The following is a 21,316-nucleotide window of genomic DNA, read 5'->3' as shown; positions in this document are numbered from 1 at the left end:
CCCTAGGGCGTTCGCCGGGACGACACTGAATGTGGGGCCGCAACGCTGCCCCTCACTGGCTCGCCCACACGATCCTCGCGATCCACGCGACATCACCCGCCGCCATCGCCCGCTCTCCTTGCGTCGCATCGAGCGGCTGCAATTCAATCGCCTTCGCTGTACGGCGCTTGAGCGCGGCGAGCGTCACTTCGCCCGCTTTCGTCTTCACCACCACGCGGTCGCCCTTGCGGATCGGGGCGCCAGGCGAGACCAGGATGACATCGCCGTCGCGATAGGCAGGTGCCAACGCATCGCCGGAAATCTCTAGCGCAAAGGCATGGTTGTCCTCGGCGGTCGGCAGCGCGATCTCGCTCCAGCCCTTGCCGGATGGAATGCCGGATTCGTCGAACGCGCCGCTCACACCGGCCTGCGCGAAGCCGAGCAACGGCACGGCGCGGCCGTCGCCGGTATCGTCGCCGATCAGCCTGGCGAAAATGTCGATCGACGACTCCGCGGCCGCCAGTGCCTTTGCGATCGATTCGGTCGAGGGCCAGCGCTCGCGGCCGTCGGAGGTGACGCGTTTGGACTTGTTGAAGGTGGTGGGGTCGAGCCCGGCCCGCTTGGCAAGGCCGGACGACGACAGTCCGGCGCGCGCGGCCAGCCGGTCCAGCGCGGCCCAGATCTGGTCGTGGGTCAGCATCCTCTGCGCTTTGGCCTGTTTGACCATGGAAGGTCCAGCCCGTCGCAACTCAGGAAAACTGTCCTCAAATCAACCGGTTTTCCGTTTTTCGCGCAAGGGGTGGCGAGGAAAGCGTTTTCAAGCGAAGTGGGTACCGGTTCGCGTCAAGAAAACGCGTCGAAACAAGAATTTAGAGCCCCGTTCCGATGAAATCGGAACGGAATAGGCTCTAACTCTTGAGTTCAGGGAAGGCGGCCTTTACGGTCGCGCCGGGTTTTAAGACCCGCAAGAGACGAAAAACCCCAAGAGACTCAAAGGGCTCCGCTAGCGGTGGTCAAGATCTACAAAATCTGTCCGGCCTCGGCCTGGCGCGAGGCGGAACGGCAGGGCGTGTACAGTGGCAGCGCGGATGACGCGCGCGACGGATTCATCCATTTCTCGACCGCCGCCCAGGTTCCCGAGACCCTGCGCAAGCACTATTTCGGCCAGCGCGCGCTGTTCCTGGTCGAGGTCGACGGCGCCGCGCTCGGCCGCGAACTGCGCTGGGAACGCTCGCGCAATGAGGAGCTGTTTCCGCATCTCTATGGCGAGCTCGATCTCGGCGCGGTGCTTTCGGTGATGAACCTCAACATGCGCTCCGATGGCGGCCACGACACCCCGGAGCTTGCCCCGTGATCCGCGCTTTCGATGCATTCTCGCTGCCGGTGTTGCGCTGGCTCGATCCGGAGGACGCGCACCGGCTTGCGATCCAGGGCCTGCGCTTCTTGCCGCCGGTGAAGCCGCGCACCGACGATCCAAAACTCGCGGTGCGCGCGTTCGGGCTCAATTTTCCCAACCCGATCGGCATGGCTGCGGGCTTCGACAAGAGCGCGGAAGTGCCGGATGCGCTGCTGCGGCTCGGCTTCGGCTTCGTCGAGATCGGCTCGGTGACGCCGAAGCCGCAGGCCGGCAATCCGCGGCCGCGGCTGTTTCGGCTCGAGCGCGACGAAGCGGTCATCAACCGCATGGGCTTCAACAATGACGGTGCCGAGGTCGCGCTGCGCCGGCTGGCCGCCCGCGCGCAGCACGGCGGCATCGTCGGCGTCAATGTCGGCGCCAACAAGGATTCGCCGGATCGTGTCGGCGACTACGTCAAGCTGATCGAGACCTTTGCGCCGGTCGCGAGCTATTTCACCGTCAACGTTTCCTCGCCCAACACGCCGGGCCTGCGCAATCTGCAGGAGGGCGCGCTGCTCGACGATCTCCTCGGCCGCGTGATCGAAGCGCGTGAGCGGGTGCGGCAGAAGGCCGGCGACACGCCGGTGCTGCTGAAGATCGCGCCTGATCTGAGCCTCGCCCAGCTCGACGACGTCGTGCAGGTCGCGCGCTCACGCAAGGTCGACGGCATGATCGTGTCGAACACGACGATCGCGCGGCCGAGCACGCTGCGCGAGGAGATGCGGTCGAAGGAGCAGGGCGGCCTGTCCGGCCGGCCGCTGTTTCGCCTGTCGACGCGCATGGTCGCGGAGACCTATGTCCGCGTCGAGGGCGCATTCCCGCTGATCGGTGTCGGTGGCATCGACTCCGGCGGCGCCGCGCTGACGAAAATTCGCGCCGGGGCGAGCCTTGTTCAGCTCTATTCGTCGCTGGTCTACAAGGGTCTCGGCCTCGTCGACGAGATCAAGCGCGATCTGACTTCGACGCTGTTGCGCACGGGCCGGGATTCGCTGTCGGAGATCGTCGGCGCAGATGCGGCGACGCTGACCGCGGAAGACTGGCCGGGGATGTAGCCGAGGCTGCGTAGCCCGGATGGAGCGAAGCGCAATCCGGGATTCTATCCACTCGCACGAAGACCCCGGATTTCGCTTCGCTCCATCCCGGCTACGACTCTTCTAAGATTTCGGGAACGTTGCTCTGTACTGCGCCGGATACCGCGCGCCCTGCAATCCGCCACGCGCGACGTAGAACGCGATTAGCGCGCACCACAGCCCGGCATTGCCGTACGATTGCAGCGCCCACCACACGCCTGCGAAGATCGCGAGCGAGGCCAGCATCAGGTTTCGCATCTCGCGCGCCCAGGTGGCGCCGACATAGATGCCGTCGAAGCCGAAGGCGAACACGCCGGGGACCGGCGCCAGCACGATGAACGGCAGGAATTCGCGCGCGGCGCGGCGGACGTCCTCGCTCGCGGTCATGAAGTTGATCAGGTTCGGCCCGAACAGCGCGAACAGCACCGCGACGACGATGGCGAAGCCGAGGCCCCACAGCAGTACCAGCCGGGTCGAATCCGCAAATCCCCTGGCGTCGCGGGCGCCAAAGGTGCGGCCGCAGAGCTGTTGGGCGGCGTTGGCGAGGCCGTCGAGGAAGAAGGCGCTGACCAGCAGGAAATTGTTGAGCACGGAGTTCGCGGCCAGCGTCACGTCGCCGGCGCGCGCGCCCTTGGCGGTGAAGAACAGGAACACGGTGATCAGCGCCGCGGTGCGGATCATGATGTCGGAGTTGACCGCCAGCAGCCTCATCAGTTTTGTGCGGTCGAACAGCGTCGCGCGGGGAACGGCAAAGCCGCCATGCGCATAGCGCCGGCAGACGATGACGCCGAGCAAGAAACCGATGCCCTCCGACAGCAGCGCGGCGATCGCCGCACCGGCGATGCCGGTGTCGTAGACCAGCACCAGCAAAATCGTCGCCGCCATGTTGATGAGGTTGATGACGACCTGGAGCGCGAGCGCCGGATTGGCGCGGGCCTGTCCCACCAGCCAGCCGAGGATGACGTAGTTGGCGAAGGCGAACGGCGACGACCAGATCCGGATCATGAAATAGGTCTTTGCGGCGCGCGTCACGCCCGCGCTGCCGCCCATCAAATCGAACAGCGCACCGGCCAGCGGCAATTGCAGCGCGATCAGCGCGGCGCCGATCAGGCCGGCGACGATGAAGCCGCGCACCAGGATCACGGTCTGCTCGCGCGTCTCGCCGGCGCCGAGCGCCTGCGCGGTGAAGGCGAGCGTGCTCATGCGCAGGAAGCCGAACAGCCAGAACAGGCAGTCGAAGATGACGGAGGCCATCGCGACGCCGCCGAGCAGCGCGGCATCGTCGAGCCGGCCGATCGCGGTGGTCGAGACCACGCCGATCAGCGGCGTGGTGAGGTTCGCGACCATCGCAGGACCGGCGATGGCGAAGACCTGGCGGGAGCCGACTTTGGGATGAACGGGCGCGTGCATGTCAGTTGCGTGTATCTGACCATTGCGCCGAATGCACCATCGCGGCCGGCATGGCGTGCTTGCGCCGGCCGCGCATTTCCGTGGGCCTTAGCGCCGCGGCGAACCGAACAAGCGCGACAGCAGCCAGATCGGGATCACGATAACAGCGCCGAGCAGGAAGTAGCGCCACAGCCAGTTCACGGCATCGAAGCCGAGATCCCACAGTCGCTGGAACAGCAGACGAATGCTGATGAGAATATTCCAGGGATCGAAGCCGATCGCTGCCAGCACGACGCCGACCAGGATCGAGAGCATGATCAGGCGAAACGCGACCGCCAGCGGCGAGCCGCCGAGAAAGCGGTTCAGCCCATCGCTGCGGCCGGCCGGCAAATCTCTGACGTCGTGGGCCATCTCAAACTCCTTGGGCGGATTCGCCCGGATTATAGGTCACGGCGAGGCACATGGGGAACCCGCATCGGGCCGTCAATCAGCTTACCGCATTTTAATTCGGACAGGGCGGTAAGATGGATTTGGTGGAGTCGGTCGTGCCGCGGGCTCAACCTCTCCCGCTTGCGGGAGAGGTCGCGCCGAAGGCGCGGGTGAGGGCTCTCACCTCAGGGGGAATCCCAATGCGGAGACACCCTCTCCCCGACCCTCTCCCGCAAGCGGGAGAGGGAGCGACTAACGTCGTGGCCGTCATCGAGTCGTCAAGCCTCGACCTCCGCCGCTTCCGCTTTCAGCATTTTTTCCAGCGTTTCCAGCCGGTCGGCCTCCCGCGGCGGCTTGTCCCAGCGGAGCCGGCTGATGCGGGGAAAGCGCATCGCGACGCCGGATTTGTGTCGCGGCGAGCGCTGCAGCCCCTCGAAGGCCACCTCCAGCACCAGCCCCTTGTCGCCCTCGTGCACGACGTGGCGGACGGGGCCGAACTTTTCGGTGGTGTTGCGGCGGACGAAGCGGTCGATCTGCAACAGCTCCTCGTCGGTGAAGCCGAAATAGGCTTTGCCGACCGGCACCAGCTCCTCGCCGTTCTCGGTCCCGGTCCAGACACCGAAGGTGTAGTCGGAATAATAGGACGAGCGCTTGCCGTGGCCGCGCTGGGCATACATCAGCACGGCGTCGATGATGTGCGGATCGCGCTTCCACTTCCACCACTGTCCCTTCGGCCGTCCCGGCAGATAAGGCGCATCGCGTCGCTTCAGCATCACGCCCTCGACGGCGTCGGCATCCTCGCCCGCGCCGGCGCTCGCGGGATCGGCGCGCGCGGCGGTCAGCGCCTCCCAGCTCGCGAAGGGAATGGTGGGCGAGAGATCGACGCGGGGATCGCTAAGTTTCTCGATGAAGGTCTCGAGCCGCTCGCGCCGCTCCGCGAACGGCAGCTCGCGCAGGTCGTTCTCGTCATCGCCAAGCAGATCATAGGCGCGCAAATGAATCGGAAACTCCTTGATCAGCTTTGGCGAGACGGCCTTGCGGTTGAGCCGCTGCTGCAGGACGTTGAAGCTTTGCACGCGGCCCTCGCGCAGGATCAGCAGCTCGCCGTCGATCGCGCCGGGCAGGCTCAGCGACGGCACCAGGTCCGGAAAGCTTCCCGTGATGTCCTCGCCGGTGCGTGAATAAAGCCGCGCTGTGATTTGGCCGCGATCGTCGCGGCCGGCGACAGCCTGCACGCGGATGCCGTCCCATTTCCACTCGGCGACGTAGTCGGCGGCATCGAGGTTTTGGAAATCGCTGTCCTCGATCGCATGCGCCAGCATCACTGGGCGGAACGGCGCGGGATCGCGATTGACCGGCTTCTCGGCGCGGCCTTCCAGCCAGGCGAACAGGTCGAGATAGGGCGGGGAGAGACCCGGCCAGATCAGCTCGACCTCATGCGGGTCCTTGTCGCCAAGCGCTGCAGCCGCGGTCTTCGCCAGCCGCGCGGAGATGCCGATGCGCAACGCGCCGGTGACGAGCTTGAGCAGCGCCCAGCGGCCGGTCTCGTCGAGCTCGTCGAGCCAGCGTTCGAGCTGTTTTGGCAGCTCGGTCTTGCCGAGGGTGCGGAGCGTGGTGACGACCTCGGTGAGGGTCGGGGGCGGCGGGTTGTTGTGGGCGGCCATCGCCGACTTCGGCCACATCAGCGCCACCGTTTCCGAGAGATCGCCGACGTAATCATACGACAACCCGAACAGCACCTCATCCGTGCGCGACGCAATCAAATCGCGGATCAGCGCCGGCTTGGCGTGCTTGAAACTCAGCGCGCCAGTCAGCGCGGCCAGCGCGTAGCCGCGGTCGGGATCGCCGATCTCGCGAAAGTAACCGGTGAGCAGCCGCAGTTTGTTATTGCGGCCGGGCTCGTAGGCGAGGCGGTCCAGGAGTTCGGCGAAGCGGTTCATGCTTCGGCCTCGTTTGGAACCGGCGGCTCGCTCTCCTCCTCCTCGCCATAGCCGACCAGATCGAGCGGCTGTGCGCGCAGGCCTTGCGACTTGCACCAATGCACCAGCGCGTCTTCCTGGCCGTGGGTGACCCAGATCTCGCCGGCGCCGGTAGCAGTGATCGTCGCGGTGAGGCCGTCCCAATCGGCGTGGTCGGAGATCACCAGCGGCAATTCGACGCCACCCTGTCGCGCGCGGGCGCGCACGCGCATCCAGCCCGAGGCGAAGGCGGTGACGGGGTCGGGAAAGCGCCGCGCCCAGATATCAGATGTCGCCGACGGCGGTGCGAGCGTGATGGTGCCGGCCAGCGCCGCCTTCTTCATGCCGGCCGCCGGCCGCAACTCGCCGAGTTCGATGCCGCGGCTCTGGTAGTAGGACGTGATCTTCTCCATCGCGCCGTGCAGATAGATCGGCGCGTCATAGCCGGCGAGGCGCAGCAGCGCGATCACGCGCTGCGCCTTGCCGAGCGAATAGGCCCCGACGAGATGGGCGCGCTCGGGAAACAAAGCGACGGAGGCCAGCAGCTTCTTCACCTCAAGGGCCGCATCGCCATGGCGAAACACCGGCAGGCCAAACGTCGCCTCGGTGATGAAGACGTCGCAGGGCACCAGCTCGAACGGTACGCAGGTCGGGTCGGGCGCGTCCTTGTAGTCGCCGGAGGCGACGATGCAGGTGTCTTTGCAGGTGACGGCGATCTGCGCCGAGCCCAGTACATGGCCGGCCGGGTGAAACTTGACCTTGACGTCGCCGAGCCGGATTTCCTCGCCATAGCTGATGACCTGCGTCGAGCCGGCAAAATTGTCGCCATAGCGCAGCCGCATCATGTCCAGTGTTTCCTGCGTCGCCAGCACCGCGCCATGGCCGGCGCGGGCATGGTCGGAATGGCCGTGGGTGATCACGGCCCGGTCGACCGGGCGGACAGGATCGATATGGAAGCCGCCGGGCTTGCAGCACAGGCCGTCAGTAGTTGGCAGCAGGATGTCTTGCGGGCGCATGCCTGATATATAGGTCGCTCCACCGCATCTTCGAGTCACCACCCGCTTCGCTTCCTGGTTCCCAATGCCGCTCCGCCTGTTTCTGACCTCCGGCGATCTCATGGCCGACCGCCGTTTCGAGTTCGCGCGCGACCTCCAGCTCAAGGGCGATCTGCCCGCCGCCGCCGATCTCATCGAACAGGCGATCGAGCTCGCCCCCAATTTCACCTCGGCCTGGTTCACGCTCGGCGAAATCCGTCAGCAGCTCGGCGAGCGCGACAAGGCCATCGCAGCATTTCGTAAAGCGCGCGAGTCCGATCCCGGCGACCAGCACGGCGCCCATTTGCATCTGATACGCCTCGGGGACGAGCGATTGTCCGAGATGCCAAAGGCCTATGTGCAGGCGCTGTTCGATCAATACGCGCCGCGCTTCGAGCACGTGCTGATCAACGATCTCGGCTATCGCGCGCCCAGCCTGATCTTCAAGGCGGTGGTGGCCGCGCGCGTCGCGGCCAAGAAGCCTGCGTTTTTCAAGCGCACCATCGATCTCGGCTGCGGCACCGGGCTTGCGGCGGCGGCCTTCGCAAAGCAGGTCGATTATTTCATCGGCATCGATCTTTCGCCCGGCATGATCAAGGAGGCGCGCGCCACCGAGCTCTACGCCGAGCTCGAAGTCGCCGACATGATCGAAGGCCTGCGTACGAAGAGCGATGCGAGCGCGAACCTCGTCGTCGCCGCGGATGCGTTCGTCTATCTCTCCGATCTTGCGCCGGTGCTGACGGAGGCCAGGCGCGTGCTTGCGACCGGCGGCGTGCTCGCCTTCACGCTGGAGACGCATGACGGCAGCGGGATCGTTCTCGGCGAAGGCCTGCGCTATGCCCATTCCACGGAATTTGTGCGCAGCGCGATTGCGAAAGCCGGACTCAAGCTGCTGACGCTGGAGCCTGCCTCGCCGCGCATCGAGAACAACGAGCCGGTGCGCGGCCTCGTCGTCGTTGCCGAGAAAACTTGAGTCTAGGCGCTAGCCATACTGCGATTTAGGCGTCATTGCGTCGCAAAGCGACGAACTTCCTACTTGCGAGCCGTGCGGCGAAGCCAGCACAATGCGCGCACCAGGGAGAGAAACAACAATGACCAAAAATCCATCGCGGCGCGATGTCAGCGCCGCCGCGCTCGCCACCGTTGCCGCATCCGTTCTGCCCGCGCCTTTCGTCTGGGCCGCGGAGAAGAAATACGATTCGGGCGCCAGCGACACCGAGATCAAGATCGGACAGACCGTGCCGCATTCCGGTCCCGGCTCGCTCTATGGCGTGCTCGGGCGCATCGGCGAGGCCTATTTCCAGATGCTGAACGAGAAGGGCGGCATCAACGGGCGCAAGATCAAGTTTCTCACCATGGACGACGCCTACAGCGCGCCGAAATGCGTCGAGGCGACGCGGCGGCTCGTCGAGCAGGAAGAGGTGCTCGCGCTCTACGGCTCGCTCGGCACCGCGCCGCAGACCGCCGTGCACAAATACCTGAACTCGAAGGGCGTGCCGCAGCTGCTGCTCAACACCGGCGCATCGAAGTGGAATAACCCGAAAGAGTTCAAATGGACGATGGCGGGCCTGCCGCTCTACCCGACCGAGGCGCGCATCCTGGCGCGACACGTCGTCGCCGTGAAGCCGAACGCCAAGATCGGTATCCTCTACCAGAACGACGATTTCGGCCGCGACTTCCTTGGGCCCTTCAAGAAAGTGCTGGCCGACGCCGGCGGCACCGCATCGGTGATCATGGAGCAGACCTACGATCTCACCGATCCCACCGTCGATTCCCAGCTCATCAATCTCTCGAAATCGGGCGCGGATGTTTTCTACAACATCACCACCGGCAAGGCGACGTCGCAGTCGATCCGCAAAGTGGCCGAGCTCGGCTGGAAGCCGTTGCAGCTGTTGTCGGCCGGCTCGACCGGCCGCTCCATCCTCAATGCCGCGGGCCTGGAGAACGCCGCCGGCATCGTCGCCATCCGCTACAACAAGGAGGTCGGCCTGCCGAAATGGGAGAAGGACCCGGACGTGATGGCGTTCGAGGAGCTGCGCAAGAAGTACACGCCGGCGATCGATCAGGACAACACCATCGCCTTTGCCGGCTACGGCCAGGCCGTGACCATGGGCGAGATCCTGCGCCGTTGCGGTGACGAGCTCACCCGCGCCAATGTGCTGAAGCAGGCCTCCACGCTGAAAGGCTTCCACTCGCCCTATTTCCTCGACGGCGTCACCTACGACTACACGCCCGACGACTACACGCCGATGAAGACGCTGTTCATCTCGATCTTCAGCGGCAAGGATTGGGATATCTCGGACAAGCCGATGTCGGAGTAGGGGCTTCCCACCCCTCGACGAACCCACCGGCACGGCTTACCTGTGATGCCGTGCCGCCCCGCATCCTCAAAATCCCGGCCGAACCGGCCGCGCTGCTGCCCGACCGCTTCCAGGCGTGGTTTTCGGCCCGCGGCTGGTCGCCGCGCGAGCATCAGCTTGCGCTGCTGGAGAAGGCGCGCGAGGACCGTTCGGCTCTGCTGATCGCACCGACCGGCGCCGGCAAGACGCTGGCGGGATTTCTGCCGACGCTGGTGGAGCTGAGTGCCGCACCGACCTCTGCCGCGAAGTCCGTCGTCTCGACCGGCCGCGCTGTGCAACGCAGCGCCGGTCTCCACACGCTCTACATCTCGCCGCTGAAAGCGCTCGCCGTCGATATCGCGCGCAATCTGGAGCGGCCCGTCGCCGAGATGGGTCTGCCGATCAAGATCGAGACCCGCACCGGCGACACGCCGGTGTCACGGCGCCAGCGGCAGCGGCGCTATCCGCCGGACATTCTGCTGACGACGCCGGAGCAGCTCGCGCTGCTGCTCTCCTCCGATGACGCGCCGTTCCTGTTCTCCTCCCTAAAACGTATCGTGCTCGACGAGCTGCATGCGCTGGTGACGTCCAAGCGCGGCGATCTGCTCTCGCTCGGGCTGGCGCGGTTATGGCGATTGGCGCCGCAAATGCGCGCGATCGGCCTGTCGGCGACGGTGGCCGAGCCGGAATCGCTGGCCCGCTTCCTGGTGCCGCAACCGAAGGACAAAGCCTACTCCGCCGACATCGTCATCGCCGGCGGCGCGGCGCCGCCGCAGGTCGAGATGCTCGACACGCGCGAGCGGCTGCCCTGGGCCGGTCACAGCGCGCGCCACGCGCTTCCCGAAATCTACCAGCTGATCAAGGCGAACAAGACCACGCTGGTCTTCGTCAACACCCGCAGCCAGGCCGAGATGCTGTTCCAGAACCTCTGGAGCATGAACGACGACAACCTCGCCATCGCCTTGCATCACGGCTCGCTCGACGTCGCGCAACGCCGCAAGGTCGAGGACGCCATGTCGGCAGGGAAATTGCGCGGCGTGGTCTGCACCTCCTCGCTCGATCTCGGTGTCGACTGGGGCGACGTCGATCTCGTCGTCAATATCGGCGCGCCCAAGGGCTCTTCGCGCCTGATGCAGCGGATCGGCCGCGCCAACCATCGCCTCGACGAAGCCTCGCGCGCGGTGCTGGTGCCGGCCAATCGTTTCGAGGTGCTGGAATGCCGCGTCGCCATCGACGCCATCGCCGAGAATGCGCAGGACACGCCGCCCTTGCGCATCGGCGCGCTCGACGTGCTGGCCCAGCACGTGCTCGGCTGCGCCTGCGGCGAGCCCTTCTTGAGTGACGATCTCTACGACGAGGTGCGGACCGCCGCGCCCTACGCCGATCTCACGCGGCAGGATTTCGACGACGTCGTCGACTTCGTCGCCTCCGGCGGCTACGCGCTGAAGAGCTATGAGCGCTTCGCGCGCATCAAGCAGGACAAGCAGGGCCGCTGGCGCGTCGCCAATCCAAAGGTGCGTCAGAGCTACCGCATGAATGTCGGCACCATCGTCGAGGATGACATGCTGAAGGTGCGGCTGGTGCGCTCGCGCGGCGGCGGTTCCGGCGCGACCGGCGTGATCGCGCGCGGCGGCCGATTGCTCGGCGAGATCGAGGAGGCCTTCATCGAGGGCCTGAGTCCCGGCGACACCTTCGTGTTCAGCGGCGAAGTCGTTCGCTACGAGACCCTGGTCGAGGACCAGGTCTATGTCTCGCGCGCGCATGACAAGGACCCCAAGGTGCCGTCCTATATGGGCGGCAAGTTTCCGCTCTCGACCTATCTCGCCGAGCGCGTCCGCCGTCTGCTCGACGACGGGCGCGCGTGGAAGGGCTTGCCGGATCAGGTGCGCGACTGGCTGTTGCTGCAAAAGGATGTCTCGCGCGTGCCCGCGGTGCGCGAGCTGCTGGTGGAAAGCTTTCCGCGCGCCAACAAGCATTACATCGTCTGCTACCCCTTCGAGGGACGCCTCGCGCACCAGACCCTCGGCATGCTGCTGACACGCCGCCTGGAGCGTGCCCGCGCCCGGCCGCTCGGCTTCGTTGCCAATGAATATGCGGTCGCGATCTGGGGGCTCGGCGACTTGTCCTTGATGATCCGGAACGGCAAGCTCGATCTCAACGCCCTGTTCGACCCTGACATGCTCGGCGACGATCTCGAGGCCTGGCTCGCGGAATCCGCGCTGATGAAGCGCACGTTCCGCAATTGCGCGATCATCTCCGGCCTGATCGCGCGCCGCCACACCGGCGAAGAAAAGAGCCGCCGCCAGGTGCTGTTCTCGACCGACCTCGTCTACGACGTGCTGCGCAAGCACCAGGCCGATCACGTGCTGCTGCGTGCCGCGCGTGCGGACGCCGCCACCGGCCTGCTCGATCTGCGCCGTCTCGGCGGCATGCTCGAGCGCATCCAGGGCCGCATCACGCACCGGGAACTCGACCACGTCTCTCCGCTCGCCGTCCCCGTGATGCTGGAAATCGGCCGCGAGTCAGTTTATGGCGAAGCTGGTGACGAGCTGCTGGCGGAAGCCGCCGACGAGCTGGTCAAAGAGGCGATGGGATAAGAGCAGGTTTTGACGTGACGACTGGCGCGCTGGTTTCAGAGGATGTCGAGGACATGCGCGTTTCCAGGGTCACCATCTCCGATGTGACTTTTACGGCCGATCTATCCGGCGCGCTGTTCTGGGACGAGCAGCGCCTGCTGGTCGTTTCCGATCTTCACCTGGAAAAAGGTTCCAGCTTCGCCACGCGCGGTGTGCTGCTGCCGCCCTACGACACGCTGGCCACGCTCAGCCGGCTCGCTGCTGTCATCTCCCGCCATGATCCAAAAATCGTCATCGCACTCGGCGACAGTTTTCACGATCGCGCCGCGCATGAGCGTCTCTCGGCGGATGATCGCGACGCCGTCGCAGCGCTCCAGACCGGCCGCGACTGGATCTGGATCTCCGGCAATCATGATCCCATGCTGCCGCGCGATCTCGGCGGCACCGTTGCCGATGAAGTCGCGATCGGCCCGATCACGTTCCGCCACGAGCCGACCGGCGCGCATGGCGAGATCGCCGGCCATCTCCATCCCAAGGCACGCGTTTCCGCGCGCGGTCGTTCGATGGAGCGGCGTTGTTTCGCCAGCGACGGCATGCGTGCCGTCATGCCCGCCTTCGGCGCCTATGCCGGCGGCCTCAGCATCCGCAACGCGGCGTTCGCAAAGATCTTTCCGATGAACGGTTTTGTCGCGCATCTCCTCGGCGACCGCCGCGTCCACGCGATCGCGGCGTCAAGGTGTTACTAGGCCGCGCTCTCGTAGGGTGGGCAAAGCGTAGCGTGCCCACCACCTGCAACATTCGGTTAGGGATGGTGGGCACGGCGCTTTGCGCCTTTGCCCACCCTACGATACCTTCCGTGTGGCAACGGCAAACGATCGCAGCGACTACGCCGCCTTCGCCTGCACGTTCTCGCAAAATTCCGCGAGCCGATCCGCAAGCCGCAACGTCGCGGAGCTCGCGTTTGGCGCGGCCATCAGCGCCACCTCGGTGCGGTTGATCGGCGCAAAGCCGTCCTTCGCCGTCAGCACGCGATGGTCGGCCTGGATCGACATCTCCGACAGAATGCTCAAGCCCATGCCGGCGGCGACCGCGGCCTGGATGCCGGCGAGGCTCGATGACGAATAGGACATGTGCCAGGCGCGGCCGGCGCTTTCCAGCGCATGGATCGCGCCGGCGCGGTAGAGGCAGCCGAGCGGAAAGCCGATCAGCGGCACCGACGGTGCGTTGAAATCGACCGGATGATTCTTGCTGGTGACCCAGTGCACCTCCTCCGGCCACACCGCGATCGCGCCCTTCGCGCCGGCCTCGCGCTTGAACAGCGCAAGGTCGAGCTCGCCGCGTTCGAGGTCGCGGGACAGATTCTTGCTCTGGTCGGCGCGCACATCGAGGCGCAGGTTCGGATGCGAGCGTGAGAACGCGCCCAGCAGCTTTGCCAGCCGATACGCGGCAAAATCCTCGGGGATGCCGAGCCGGATCGCGCCTTCGCCTTCGTCGCGCAGCACATCGCGCGCTTCTTCTGCGAGCGACAGTAGCCGCCGTGCATAGGAGAGCAGGCGTTCGCCCGCTTCAGTCGGGCGCACGTCCTTGCCGTCACGGTGCAGCAGCACCTGGCCGACATCCTCCTCCAGCCGCTTGATCTGCTGGCTGACGGTCGATTGCGTGCGATGGACGCGCTCGCTCGCGCGGGTAAAGCCGCCGGCCTCGACCACCGAGACGAAGCTGCGCAAAAGCTCCAGATCGAGCATGGGCGCCTCCATTCGAAAATCCACTGATCGCGAGTTAATCATTTAATTTCCAAATAGCAAGCCGGCTCAATAGATCGAGGGCTCAGGAGAATGCCCCCAATGTCCCTCGCCCCCTCGATGTCCGTCCCCCGCAGCCGCTTCAACATTTTGCCGCTCGCCATCGGCGTGTTTTGTCTGCTCTGGAGCTATGCCTTCGTCGCCGGCAAGATCGGTGTCACCCATTGTCCGCCGCTGATCCTGCTCGCCGCGCGGTTCTCGCTCGCCGGCATTTTGATCCTCGGTGCCACGGTGATCCGCGGCGACTGGTCGTTGTCATGGCGCGATGCGTTGATTTTTGCCGTGCTCGGCATCGCCAACAACGCGCTCTATCTCGGGCTCGGCTACACCGGCCTGCAATCGGTCTCCGCCGGCCTCGGCGGCCTGATCGTCTCGGCCAACCCGGTGTTCACGGCCGCGCTCGCCGCACTTTTGCTCGGCGAGGGCATGACCTGGCGCAAGGCGAGCGGCCTGCTGCTCGGCACCATCGGCGTCACCCTGATCGTCTGGCACCGCCTCTCGGTCGGCACCGACAACCTGCACGGCATCCTCTTTACGCTGGCCTCGCTCGCTTCCATCGTCGTCGGCACCATCCTGTTCAAGCTGCTCGCGCCCAAGGGGTCCCTGTGGATCGGCAATGGCGTGCAAAATCTCGCGGCCGGCATCGTGCTGACGCCGGTCGCGCTGACCTTTGCGGACGTTCACGCGATCGATGTCACCCCAGGCCTGATCGGCGCCTTCGCCTTCCTCGTGCTCGGCGGCTCGATCCTGGCCTACTGGCTCTGGTTTCATCTCCTGAAAGTGTGTGGCGCGACCGCTGCCAGCGCCTATCATTTCCTGATGCCGCCGCTCGGCATGCTGTTCGCGTATCTCGTGCTCGGCGAACACGTCGAAGCGCGTGACCTGCTGGGGATCATTCCGGTGGCGCTCGGCATTTACCTGGTGACGCGCCCCGCAAAGCCCGTCGTGTAAGAGGAGTTCCCCTCATGCCTGTTTCCATCACCCTGATCGGCGGGCCCACCGCGCTGATCGAGATCGACGGCTTTCGCCTGCTCACCGATCCCACCTTCGACGCACCCGGCGCCTATCAGTTGCCGCATGTGAAGCTGGAGAAGACCATCGGTCCCGCGGTGAAGGCCGATGCGATCGGCCCCATCGATGCGGTGCTGCTCAGCCACGACCAGCATTCGGACAATCTCGACAATTCCGGCCGCGACTATCTGCTCAAAGCGCCGCGCGCGCTGACGACGGAGGCGGGCGCAAAACGTCTCGGCGGCCATGTCGAGGGCCTGGCGCCCTGGGCGACCGCGCATCTGAAGGACGACGACGGCAACACGCTGACCATCACCGCGACGCCGGCGCGCCACGGCCCGGCCGGCATCGAGCCGCTGTCGGGCGACGTCATCGGCTTCGTGGTGCAATCGAGCCGGAAGGATACAGGCGCGGTCTATATCAGCGGCGACACCACCTGGTTCGACGGCGTCGCCGAGGTTGCGCGCCGCTTCAAATGCGGCGTGGTGCTGCCGTTCGCGGGTGCCGCGCAAACGCGCGGACCGTTCCATCTCACCATGGACACCAACGACACCATCGAGACCGCGCGCGCCTTCCCCGACGCGATGATCGTGCCGCTGCATACCGAAGGCTGGGCGCATTTCCGCCAGAACAGCGAGGATTTGCGCAAGACGTTTGACGTACTCGGGTTCGGGACACGGTTGCGGTTGCTGGAGCCCGGCGTGCCGACGGTGGTTGAGGCGCCGTAGCTGCTGCAGCCGTCATTGCGAGCGAAGCGAAGCAATCCAGTCTGCCGCCGTGGAGGGATTCTGGATTGCTTCGCTGCGCTCGCAATGACGGAGGGTGTGGTCAATCCTTCCTGAACACAATCGACGCCATCCATCCCGTCATCAGCGCCATCGCCGCCGTGACGAGGCCATAGACCAGCCCGTTCTGCCGCGCGGTGTTGGCCACGAACTGCTCGAACCCGACCTTGACGATCTCGAACGCGGTCTCGGTCTTGCCGATGAAGGCGCCATTCGCGAACAGCTTGATTTCGACCTCATAGGTGCCGATCGGGACCTCGGCCGGCAGCGGGATGCCGGTGCGGAACAGCGTCGGCGTCAGGAACGTCACCGCGCTCGCATCCTCGCGATAGAGCCCGCGCTGGGTGCGCAGGCGGATGAACGCGGAGCGGAACGCATCGTTCGGCACCACGTCGGCGTAGTCGCCGCCGACGCGCTGGGTCAGCAACACATTGTTCAGCCCGATCTGCTGCCGCCGCGCGATCTCGGGCGAGGTGATGCGGTCGAACGGGCGATTGGCGAACAGCGCCAGATAGCTCGGCACCTGCAGAAACTGCCGGTAGTCGGTGTTGATCCAGATGCCGAAGGTGCGCTCCTTGCGCCGCGTCACCATGTCGGCGCGCGGGCCCATCACGGTGACCACGAGGTCGTAGGCCGTGCGGTCGGCGGGCGTGGCGGCGTCCTTCTCCACCGACCCGAACAGCACCAGCTCCTCGCCGGAATAGTTTGGTGTCACCGTGACGCGATGGTTGGAGACCGACACGATCAGCCGCTCGGCCCGCGCGGACCCGCCGAGCAGCAGAAAGAAGAGAGCCGCAGCGAGCGCGCGCATCATCCGCTCACCCCCAGCTCACGGATGGTGAAGAGGTCTTCGGGCCGGATCACCAGCTCGACCGCGAAGCGGACGCCGACCGAAAGAATCAAAAGGCCCAGCAACAGCCGCAGCTGCTCGCCGCGGATCTTCTGGCCGGCGCGGGCGCCGAATTGTGCTCCGGTGACGCCGCCGACCATCAGGATCAGCGCCAGCACGGCGTCGACGAGGTGATTGGTCACCGCGTGCAGCATGGTCGCGAACAGCATGGTGACGAGCGTCAGCACCATCGAGGTCCCGACCACCGTCGAGGTCGGCACCCTCAGGATATAGATCATGATCGGCACCAGGATGAAGCCGCCGCCGATGCCCATGACCGCGCCGATGAAGCCGATCACGATGCCGATGATCACCACGGGGATCACCGAGAGATAGATCTTGGAGCGCTTGAACCGCATTTTCAGCGGCAAGCCGTGAATCCAGTTGTGCGTCCGCCGTGGCGGCACGGCGCCGCGCCGGGTCCGCATCAATGCGCGCAGGCCTTCGGAGAACATCAGGCTGCCGACCGTGGTGAGCAGCACCACGTAAGAAAGCGCGATCATCAGATCGAGCTGGCCGAGCGCGCGGAGCTGCGTGAAGGTCCACACACCCAGCGCCGTTCCGGTCACGCCGCCGCACAACAATACGCTGGCGAGCGCCGGATCGATCGCGCGCCGCCGCCAATAGGTCAGCGCCCCGGAAAACGACGAGGCCGCGATATGGCTCGCGACGGAGGCAACCGCGACCGCCGGCGTGATGCCGATGAAGATCAGCAGCGGCGTCATCAGGAAGCCGCCGCCGATCCCGAACATGCCGGAGACAAAGCCGACGGCCGCGCCCATCGCCAGCACCAGGAACACGTTGACCGGAAGATCGGCGATCGGAAGGTAGAGCTGCATCGGACCCACGCTCCGGCGAGACGGATCGATTTCGCGGAGCGCTCGCAGGAAGGGCATGCCGCGCCCTTCATTAGCGGAATTCGGCGCGGGCCGGGACCGGGAAATTTGCGCGTGGTGAATGAGCGGGGGCTCGGATCACCTCTCCCGGAGGGAGAGGTCGGAACGCACCGAATTCGATCTCATTGCTCTCAATGCGCGGCCGACGCCGACTTCTTCGTCGCCACCGGCTTCGGCGCCGGCTTCGTGCTCGCCTGCGAGCCACCATCCCAGCCGCCGGCGGGCGCCTGGACGTTGACGGCGTCGTCGGGCTGCGGCTCGGCGCTGAAAGTCTGGATCGCGAGCTTGGCAGCGGCGAGCGATTGCGGATCGAGGCGCTTGGCGACGTCGTCGCGCTTGGTCGCCGCGTCCGCGTCGCCCTGTGCGGCCGCGAGGGTGAACCATTTGTAGGACTCGGCGAGGTTCTGTTCGACGCCGATGCCGCGGGCATAGAGGATGCCGAGGTTGAACTGACTGTCGGCGACGCCGCGGTCGGCCGCTTTTCGGAACCACTGCGCTGCGCTCTTGTAGTTGGCGCCGCGTCCGCCGCCGTCGGCGTCGAGCACCGCGAGATTGTGCATCGCCTTGGCGTTGCCGCGCTCGGCGGCCTGCGTGTAGTAGTGGCGGGCGATGTCGGCGTCCTTCTTCACGCCCAGGCCCTTTTCGTAGAGCGTGCCGAGGCGGAAGGTTGCGGGCACCACGCCGGCCTGTGCCGCGCGATCGTACCACTTCGCCGCTTCGTCGTAGTTCGCGGCCACGCCCTTGCCCTCGGCAAAGCGCACGCCGATCTCGTAGGCCGCGGTCGCATCGCCCTTCATCGCGGCGGCGCGCAGGTTCGGGCCGCCGATGCCGTCAGGCAGCTTCTCGCTCGGCGGCACCTGGACGACGCCGATCCGCGCGCGGCCCGGGCCCGACAGTGCGCCGGTGACGTCGCTGGAGGGCGCGGGTGGCGCCACGGCGGGAGCGGGCGGAATTTCGACCGAGGCCGTTCCACTGGGGTTCGTTGCAGCCGGCGCGGCATTGTTTTGGGACTGCTTGCCGATCGGCGTCGGCGAGGTCATCGACGGCGTGACCTGCTCGGGCGCGGCGGGCTTGATCTCGACCGGCGGCGGGGCCTGTGGCGCGGGCTCGCTGGAATTCTCCATCGCCTGCGGTGGCGGCTGCGTGCTGCCGCCTTCGAGCAGGTTCATCGCCATCTTGAAGGTGCCGAGCACGATCACGACCACGCTCGCGCCGACCAGCAGCGAGCGGATCTTCGAGGTGATGGTCGAGGCGCCTTGCTGTGCCTGACCCTGCCCTTGGCCCTTGTCCTTGACGCGGGCCGCGATCGCGGCCTTGACGCCGCGGGCGGGCTTCTCCGGCGGCTGCGCGGCGGCAGCTTGCGCGGCGCGGCGCGCGGCCGCGATGAAGCTCGACGACGACACCGGCTCCTTCGGAGCAGCGGGGATTTCGCTGATCGCGCTCTCGGACGCGGCAATGCGTTCGGACGGCGTGGCGGGGCGGCCGTTCGGACGCGTGCCGGGCTCGAGCGGATGATCCGGCGGCAGTTCGGGCGCGATCGCGGCGCGGGCGGGCGCCGTGTGGGGCTCGAGGATCTCGCTGATCGCGCGCGGCGGAACCGGCGCCATCGGCACCGGCGGGGGTGCGGCGGGCGCGGCAGCATGGAATTCACGCGGCGCGGCGACGAAGGTGGAGTGTGGATGTTGCGCGGCGGCGGGATTCTGCAGCTCGGGCTTCGGATCGTATTTCGGCTGCTGGGGCTGTTGCTGCTCGCGCGCCATCGGCGCCGGCTCAGCCGGTGCCGTCATCTGCAAGGGCGCAGCCATCGGCATCGGCGCGGGGGCCGGCGGCGCGGTACGCACTGCGCGCAGATCGCCCTCGATCATCGAGAGACGATCGACGACATGGCCGAGCGTGTTGTGCACGGCCTCCAGCGAATCCTGTGTGCTGCGGTTGGTTTCGGCATGGCTGTAGCGGATGTCGGACAGCTCGCGCTTGACGAGGTCGACCATTCCGGAATCGGGAGCCGGCGCCGAGCTTCGGCTCTCTGCGAGCGCGGAATAGGTCGCCTGCTGCCGCTCGAGGTGCCGCAGGATGTCGTGCAGCCCGTCCTCGACACGGCTCAAATTGCCGCCGCGCGGATCGGAATTGCTCTCGATCCGCTCCAGCAGATAGGAGACCCTCTGCTCGAGATGCGCGAAGGTCGAGGCCGAATCGTTGCCGACCGACATGCGGTCGAAACGGTCGGACAGCGCGCGGATTGCGGCTTCCAGATGTTCGGTGCTCTCGGCCGGTTGCGGCCGCTCGCGCGTTTCCAGCGCAGCGGTGAGGGCGGCGATGCGCTGCTCCAGCACGGCAAAGCTGTCGCCGCGGTCCGAGGAGCGATTGACCTGGTCGACCTTGGACGACAGCAGCTGCACGTCCTCGGAGAGCCGTGCCAGCGCTTCGTTGGAGGCGACGTTCGAGACGATGCTGCGCAATGCCGAAATCGCGCCTTCGAGCTGGCGCACGGTCGAGGGGTCGTCATTGGCGCGCAGGATCAGATCAAGCTTGGCGCCGAGATTGCGGATCGCCTCGTCATAGCCGGTGAGCTGCTCGGCCGGCGTCAGCGTGCGCAGCACCTGCTTGATGTCGGCGAGCGCGCGCTCGATGCCTGAGAGCACCTGGCCGTCGGTGCCGTTGGAACGGGTTTCGTCGATGCGACGGTGCAGCGAGCGGATCTCGTTCTCGATCGATTCGATCGCGCGGCGCGGCATCGCCTCGGTGATGGCATTGCGGATCTCGGCGAGCTCGGCGCGGAAGCCGTTGATTGCCTGCTCGGTATTGTCGGGACGCTGCAGCGACTCGATCTGGCTCGTGATCTTGAGCAGATGGCGTTCGAGCGACGAGAAATCCGGCCCCGGCTGCGGTGGCGGCGGAGCATAGGCAGGCGCAGGCGGCGCCATCGGTGGAGCATAGGGAGCGGCCGAGGGCGCGATCGACGGCGCGGCGCGCGGCGGCAGCTGACGCGGCGCAAAGCCGTCGAGCTCGCTCTGCCGTGCGGTGATCTCGGCAACCGCGACGTCGAACGACGCGGGGCTCAGGGGAGGTGAGCTGCGATAGACCTGCGCGGCGGCGCGCTCGACCGCATCGGCCTGGCGCTGGCGCGTCTCGACCGGCGCCGGTCGCGGCGGCTGGGGCTGCTGCGCTTGAGGCTGAGGGGGCCGCGAGATTTGCGACAGCCGCGCATCGAGCCGCGAGATCGCGTCGTTGAGCTGGCGGGCGACCCCCTGCTCGCGCGAAACTTCCTGGCGCGGCGCGGCGGGCTTTGAAATTCGTTCGATCTGCTGGGTGATCGCGTCGAGCCGCTGATGGATGTCGGCGACTTCGCGGCTCTCCTGACTCGGTGCCTGGATTGGCATCTGCTGAGCACGCGGATCGGGACGCTGATCCTGACGTGGGTCGTAAGGCCCGCGAAAGTTCGACGGGGCAGTCTCGCCGAGCGTGGAGTTCAGCCAATCGTTGAGTGACATGCCGGCGCGACGCGCAGCAGCTTCGGCCCGCTCCCTGACGGATGGATCGATACCGTCCACACTCCACGATACGCGCGAATTCATGACTCTGTCCGGTTCCGACTCCGGCGCCCCACCCGGCGCCTCCAGTCTCCCCACGCGCGCCGGTTGTTAAGACAATCGGATTTGGCGCAGGTCGTCTGCCTCGAAAACCGACTTTTTCCTGTTACGGTAAATAACGGGTTAAGGAATGCGTCGCCGGTGTCTTAAAGTTGGGCGGCGGGAACCTTGTT

The 21,316-nt window shown here is 66.3% G+C and carries 17 protein-coding genes; 8 read left to right on the top strand and 9 right to left on the bottom strand.

The genetic code is table 11. The features are described 5' to 3' along the window. Positions 1 to 52 precede the first annotated feature (52 nt). Positions 53 to 706, bottom strand: coding sequence for a S24 family peptidase (locus FXB40_RS00770; RefSeq protein ID WP_148770195.1), 654 nt, complete (start codon positions 704 to 706; stop codon positions 53 to 55). A gap of 282 nt (positions 707 to 988) precedes the next feature. Between FXB40_RS00770 and FXB40_RS00765 the strand changes: the two genes are divergently transcribed. Both FXB40_RS00765 and FXB40_RS00760 read left to right on the top strand, forming a co-directional pair. Then, on the top strand, positions 989 to 1,333 hold the full coding sequence (locus tag FXB40_RS00765) for a DUF952 domain-containing protein (protein WP_148770193.1): 345 nt from the start codon (positions 989 to 991) through the stop codon (positions 1,331 to 1,333). Beyond that, complete coding sequence (locus FXB40_RS00760; protein ID WP_148770191.1) at positions 1,330 to 2,427, top strand: quinone-dependent dihydroorotate dehydrogenase; 1,098 nt, start codon at positions 1,330 to 1,332, stop codon at positions 2,425 to 2,427. Before FXB40_RS00765 ends, FXB40_RS00760 begins: the two co-directional genes overlap by 4 nt. A 102-nt stretch (positions 2,428 to 2,529) precedes the next feature. Here FXB40_RS00760 and FXB40_RS00755 read toward each other — a convergent pair whose 3' ends face one another. The 4 genes from FXB40_RS00755 to FXB40_RS00740 form a co-directional block, all read right to left on the bottom strand. Next, the gene (locus FXB40_RS00755; RefSeq protein ID WP_148770189.1) at positions 2,530 to 3,855 is read right to left on the bottom strand and encodes an MATE family efflux transporter; all 1,326 of its coding nucleotides are present in this window, start codon (positions 3,853 to 3,855) and stop codon (positions 2,530 to 2,532) included. Between the two features lie 87 nt (positions 3,856 to 3,942). Further along, positions 3,943 to 4,245: a DUF6460 domain-containing protein gene (locus FXB40_RS00750; RefSeq protein ID WP_148770186.1), complete on the bottom strand. Its 303-nt coding sequence runs from the start codon at positions 4,243 to 4,245 to the stop codon at positions 3,943 to 3,945. Between the two features lie 296 nt (positions 4,246 to 4,541). Further along, entirely contained in the window at positions 4,542 to 6,203 is a 1,662-nt protein-coding gene (locus FXB40_RS00745; RefSeq protein WP_148770184.1) for an ATP-dependent DNA ligase, read from the bottom strand. Further along, complete coding sequence (locus FXB40_RS00740) at positions 6,200 to 7,237, bottom strand: ligase-associated DNA damage response exonuclease (RefSeq protein ID WP_148770182.1); 1,038 nt, start codon at positions 7,235 to 7,237, stop codon at positions 6,200 to 6,202. The genes FXB40_RS00745 and FXB40_RS00740 overlap by 4 nt, the downstream gene beginning before the upstream one ends. Positions 7,238 to 7,301: 64 nt before the next feature. Between FXB40_RS00740 and FXB40_RS00735 the strand changes: the two genes are divergently transcribed. The 4 genes from FXB40_RS00735 (at position 7,302) to pdeM (ending at position 12,916) form a co-directional block, all read left to right on the top strand. Then, positions 7,302 to 8,228, top strand: a complete 927-nt coding sequence (locus FXB40_RS00735; RefSeq protein WP_148770180.1) for a class I SAM-dependent DNA methyltransferase — start codon at positions 7,302 to 7,304, stop codon at positions 8,226 to 8,228. Between the two features lie 118 nt (positions 8,229 to 8,346). Further along, positions 8,347 to 9,576 (top strand): ABC transporter substrate-binding protein, encoded by a 1,230-nt coding sequence (locus FXB40_RS00730; protein ID WP_148770178.1) that lies wholly within the window; start codon positions 8,347 to 8,349, stop codon positions 9,574 to 9,576. Between the two features lie 50 nt (positions 9,577 to 9,626). Continuing rightward, a complete protein-coding gene (locus tag FXB40_RS00725) occupies positions 9,627 to 12,191 on the top strand; it encodes a ligase-associated DNA damage response DEXH box helicase (RefSeq protein ID WP_148770176.1) in 2,565 nt (854 codons plus the stop codon). 53 nt (positions 12,192 to 12,244) lie between these two features. Further along, positions 12,245 to 12,916 (top strand): ligase-associated DNA damage response endonuclease PdeM, encoded by a 672-nt coding sequence (gene pdeM / locus FXB40_RS00720; protein ID WP_187436577.1) that lies wholly within the window; start codon positions 12,245 to 12,247, stop codon positions 12,914 to 12,916. A 138-nt stretch (positions 12,917 to 13,054) separates the two neighbouring features. Here pdeM and FXB40_RS00715 read toward each other — a convergent pair whose 3' ends face one another. Further along, the gene (locus tag FXB40_RS00715; RefSeq protein WP_187436576.1) at positions 13,055 to 13,915 is read right to left on the bottom strand and encodes a LysR family transcriptional regulator; all 861 of its coding nucleotides are present in this window, start codon (positions 13,913 to 13,915) and stop codon (positions 13,055 to 13,057) included. Positions 13,916 to 14,014: 99 nt separating this feature from the next. Here FXB40_RS00715 and FXB40_RS00710 point away from each other — a divergent pair, with 99 nt between their 5' ends. Both FXB40_RS00710 and FXB40_RS00705 read left to right on the top strand, forming a co-directional pair. After that, positions 14,015 to 14,923 (top strand): DMT family transporter, encoded by a 909-nt coding sequence (locus FXB40_RS00710; protein ID WP_148770170.1) that lies wholly within the window; start codon positions 14,015 to 14,017, stop codon positions 14,921 to 14,923. A 14-nt stretch (positions 14,924 to 14,937) separates the two neighbouring features. After that, on the top strand, positions 14,938 to 15,711 hold the full coding sequence (locus FXB40_RS00705; RefSeq protein WP_148770168.1) for an MBL fold metallo-hydrolase: 774 nt from the start codon (positions 14,938 to 14,940) through the stop codon (positions 15,709 to 15,711). Positions 15,712 to 15,811: 100 nt separating this feature from the next. Here the strand turns inward: FXB40_RS00705 and FXB40_RS00700 are convergent, their stop codons facing one another. The 3 genes from FXB40_RS00700 to FXB40_RS00690 all read right to left on the bottom strand — a co-directional run bounded on the left by FXB40_RS00700 (position 15,812) and on the right by FXB40_RS00690 (position 21,128). Continuing rightward, positions 15,812 to 16,582 (bottom strand): TIGR02186 family protein, encoded by a 771-nt coding sequence (locus FXB40_RS00700; protein ID WP_148770166.1) that lies wholly within the window; start codon positions 16,580 to 16,582, stop codon positions 15,812 to 15,814. Next, on the bottom strand, positions 16,579 to 17,496 hold the full coding sequence (locus FXB40_RS00695; RefSeq protein ID WP_148770164.1) for a sulfite exporter TauE/SafE family protein: 918 nt from the start codon (positions 17,494 to 17,496) through the stop codon (positions 16,579 to 16,581). Before FXB40_RS00695 ends, FXB40_RS00700 begins: the two co-directional genes overlap by 4 nt. A gap of 188 nt (positions 17,497 to 17,684) precedes the next feature. Next, positions 17,685 to 21,128 carry a tetratricopeptide repeat protein gene (locus FXB40_RS00690; RefSeq protein ID WP_187436575.1) on the bottom strand — a complete coding sequence of 1,148 codons (3,444 nt, stop codon included), beginning with the start codon at positions 21,126 to 21,128 and terminating at the stop codon, positions 17,685 to 17,687. Between the last annotated feature and the right edge of the window lie 188 nt (positions 21,129 to 21,316).

Source organism: Bradyrhizobium rifense (assembly GCF_008123425.1).
Classification (GTDB): Bacteria; Pseudomonadota; Alphaproteobacteria; order Rhizobiales; family Xanthobacteraceae; genus Bradyrhizobium; species Bradyrhizobium rifense.
This window is presented reverse-complemented; position numbering and strand designations above follow the sequence as displayed.

What these genes read in the sequence shown, in the direction of transcription:
- FXB40_RS00770 (WP_148770195.1), bottom strand. Translation starts at nt 706, where the DNA reads ATGGTCAAACAGGCCAAAGCGCAGAGGATGCTGACCCACGACCAGATC.
- FXB40_RS00755 (WP_148770189.1), bottom strand. Translation starts at nt 3,855, where the DNA reads ATGCACGCGCCCGTTCATCCCAAAGTCGGCTCCCGCCAGGTCTTCGCC.
- FXB40_RS00750 (WP_148770186.1), bottom strand. Translation starts at nt 4,245, where the DNA reads ATGGCCCACGACGTCAGAGATTTGCCGGCCGGCCGCAGCGATGGGCTG.
- FXB40_RS00745 (WP_148770184.1), bottom strand. Translation starts at nt 6,203, where the DNA reads ATGAACCGCTTCGCCGAACTCCTGGACCGCCTCGCCTACGAGCCCGGC.
- FXB40_RS00740 (WP_148770182.1), bottom strand. Translation starts at nt 7,237, where the DNA reads ATGCGCCCGCAAGACATCCTGCTGCCAACTACTGACGGCCTGTGCTGC.
- FXB40_RS00735 (WP_148770180.1), top strand. Translation starts at nt 7,302, where the DNA reads ATGCCGCTCCGCCTGTTTCTGACCTCCGGCGATCTCATGGCCGACCGC.
- FXB40_RS00730 (WP_148770178.1), top strand. Translation starts at nt 8,347, where the DNA reads ATGACCAAAAATCCATCGCGGCGCGATGTCAGCGCCGCCGCGCTCGCC.
- pdeM (WP_187436577.1), top strand. Translation starts at nt 12,245, where the DNA reads ATGCGCGTTTCCAGGGTCACCATCTCCGATGTGACTTTTACGGCCGAT.
- FXB40_RS00715 (WP_187436576.1), bottom strand. Translation starts at nt 13,915, where the DNA reads ATGCTCGATCTGGAGCTTTTGCGCAGCTTCGTCTCGGTGGTCGAGGCC.
- FXB40_RS00710 (WP_148770170.1), top strand. Translation starts at nt 14,015, where the DNA reads ATGTCCCTCGCCCCCTCGATGTCCGTCCCCCGCAGCCGCTTCAACATT.
- FXB40_RS00705 (WP_148770168.1), top strand. Translation starts at nt 14,938, where the DNA reads ATGCCTGTTTCCATCACCCTGATCGGCGGGCCCACCGCGCTGATCGAG.
- FXB40_RS00700 (WP_148770166.1), bottom strand. Translation starts at nt 16,582, where the DNA reads ATGATGCGCGCGCTCGCTGCGGCTCTCTTCTTTCTGCTGCTCGGCGGG.
- FXB40_RS00695 (WP_148770164.1), bottom strand. Translation starts at nt 17,496, where the DNA reads ATGCAGCTCTACCTTCCGATCGCCGATCTTCCGGTCAACGTGTTCCTG.
- FXB40_RS00690 (WP_187436575.1), bottom strand. Translation starts at nt 21,128, where the DNA reads ATGAATTCGCGCGTATCGTGGAGTGTGGACGGTATCGATCCATCCGTC.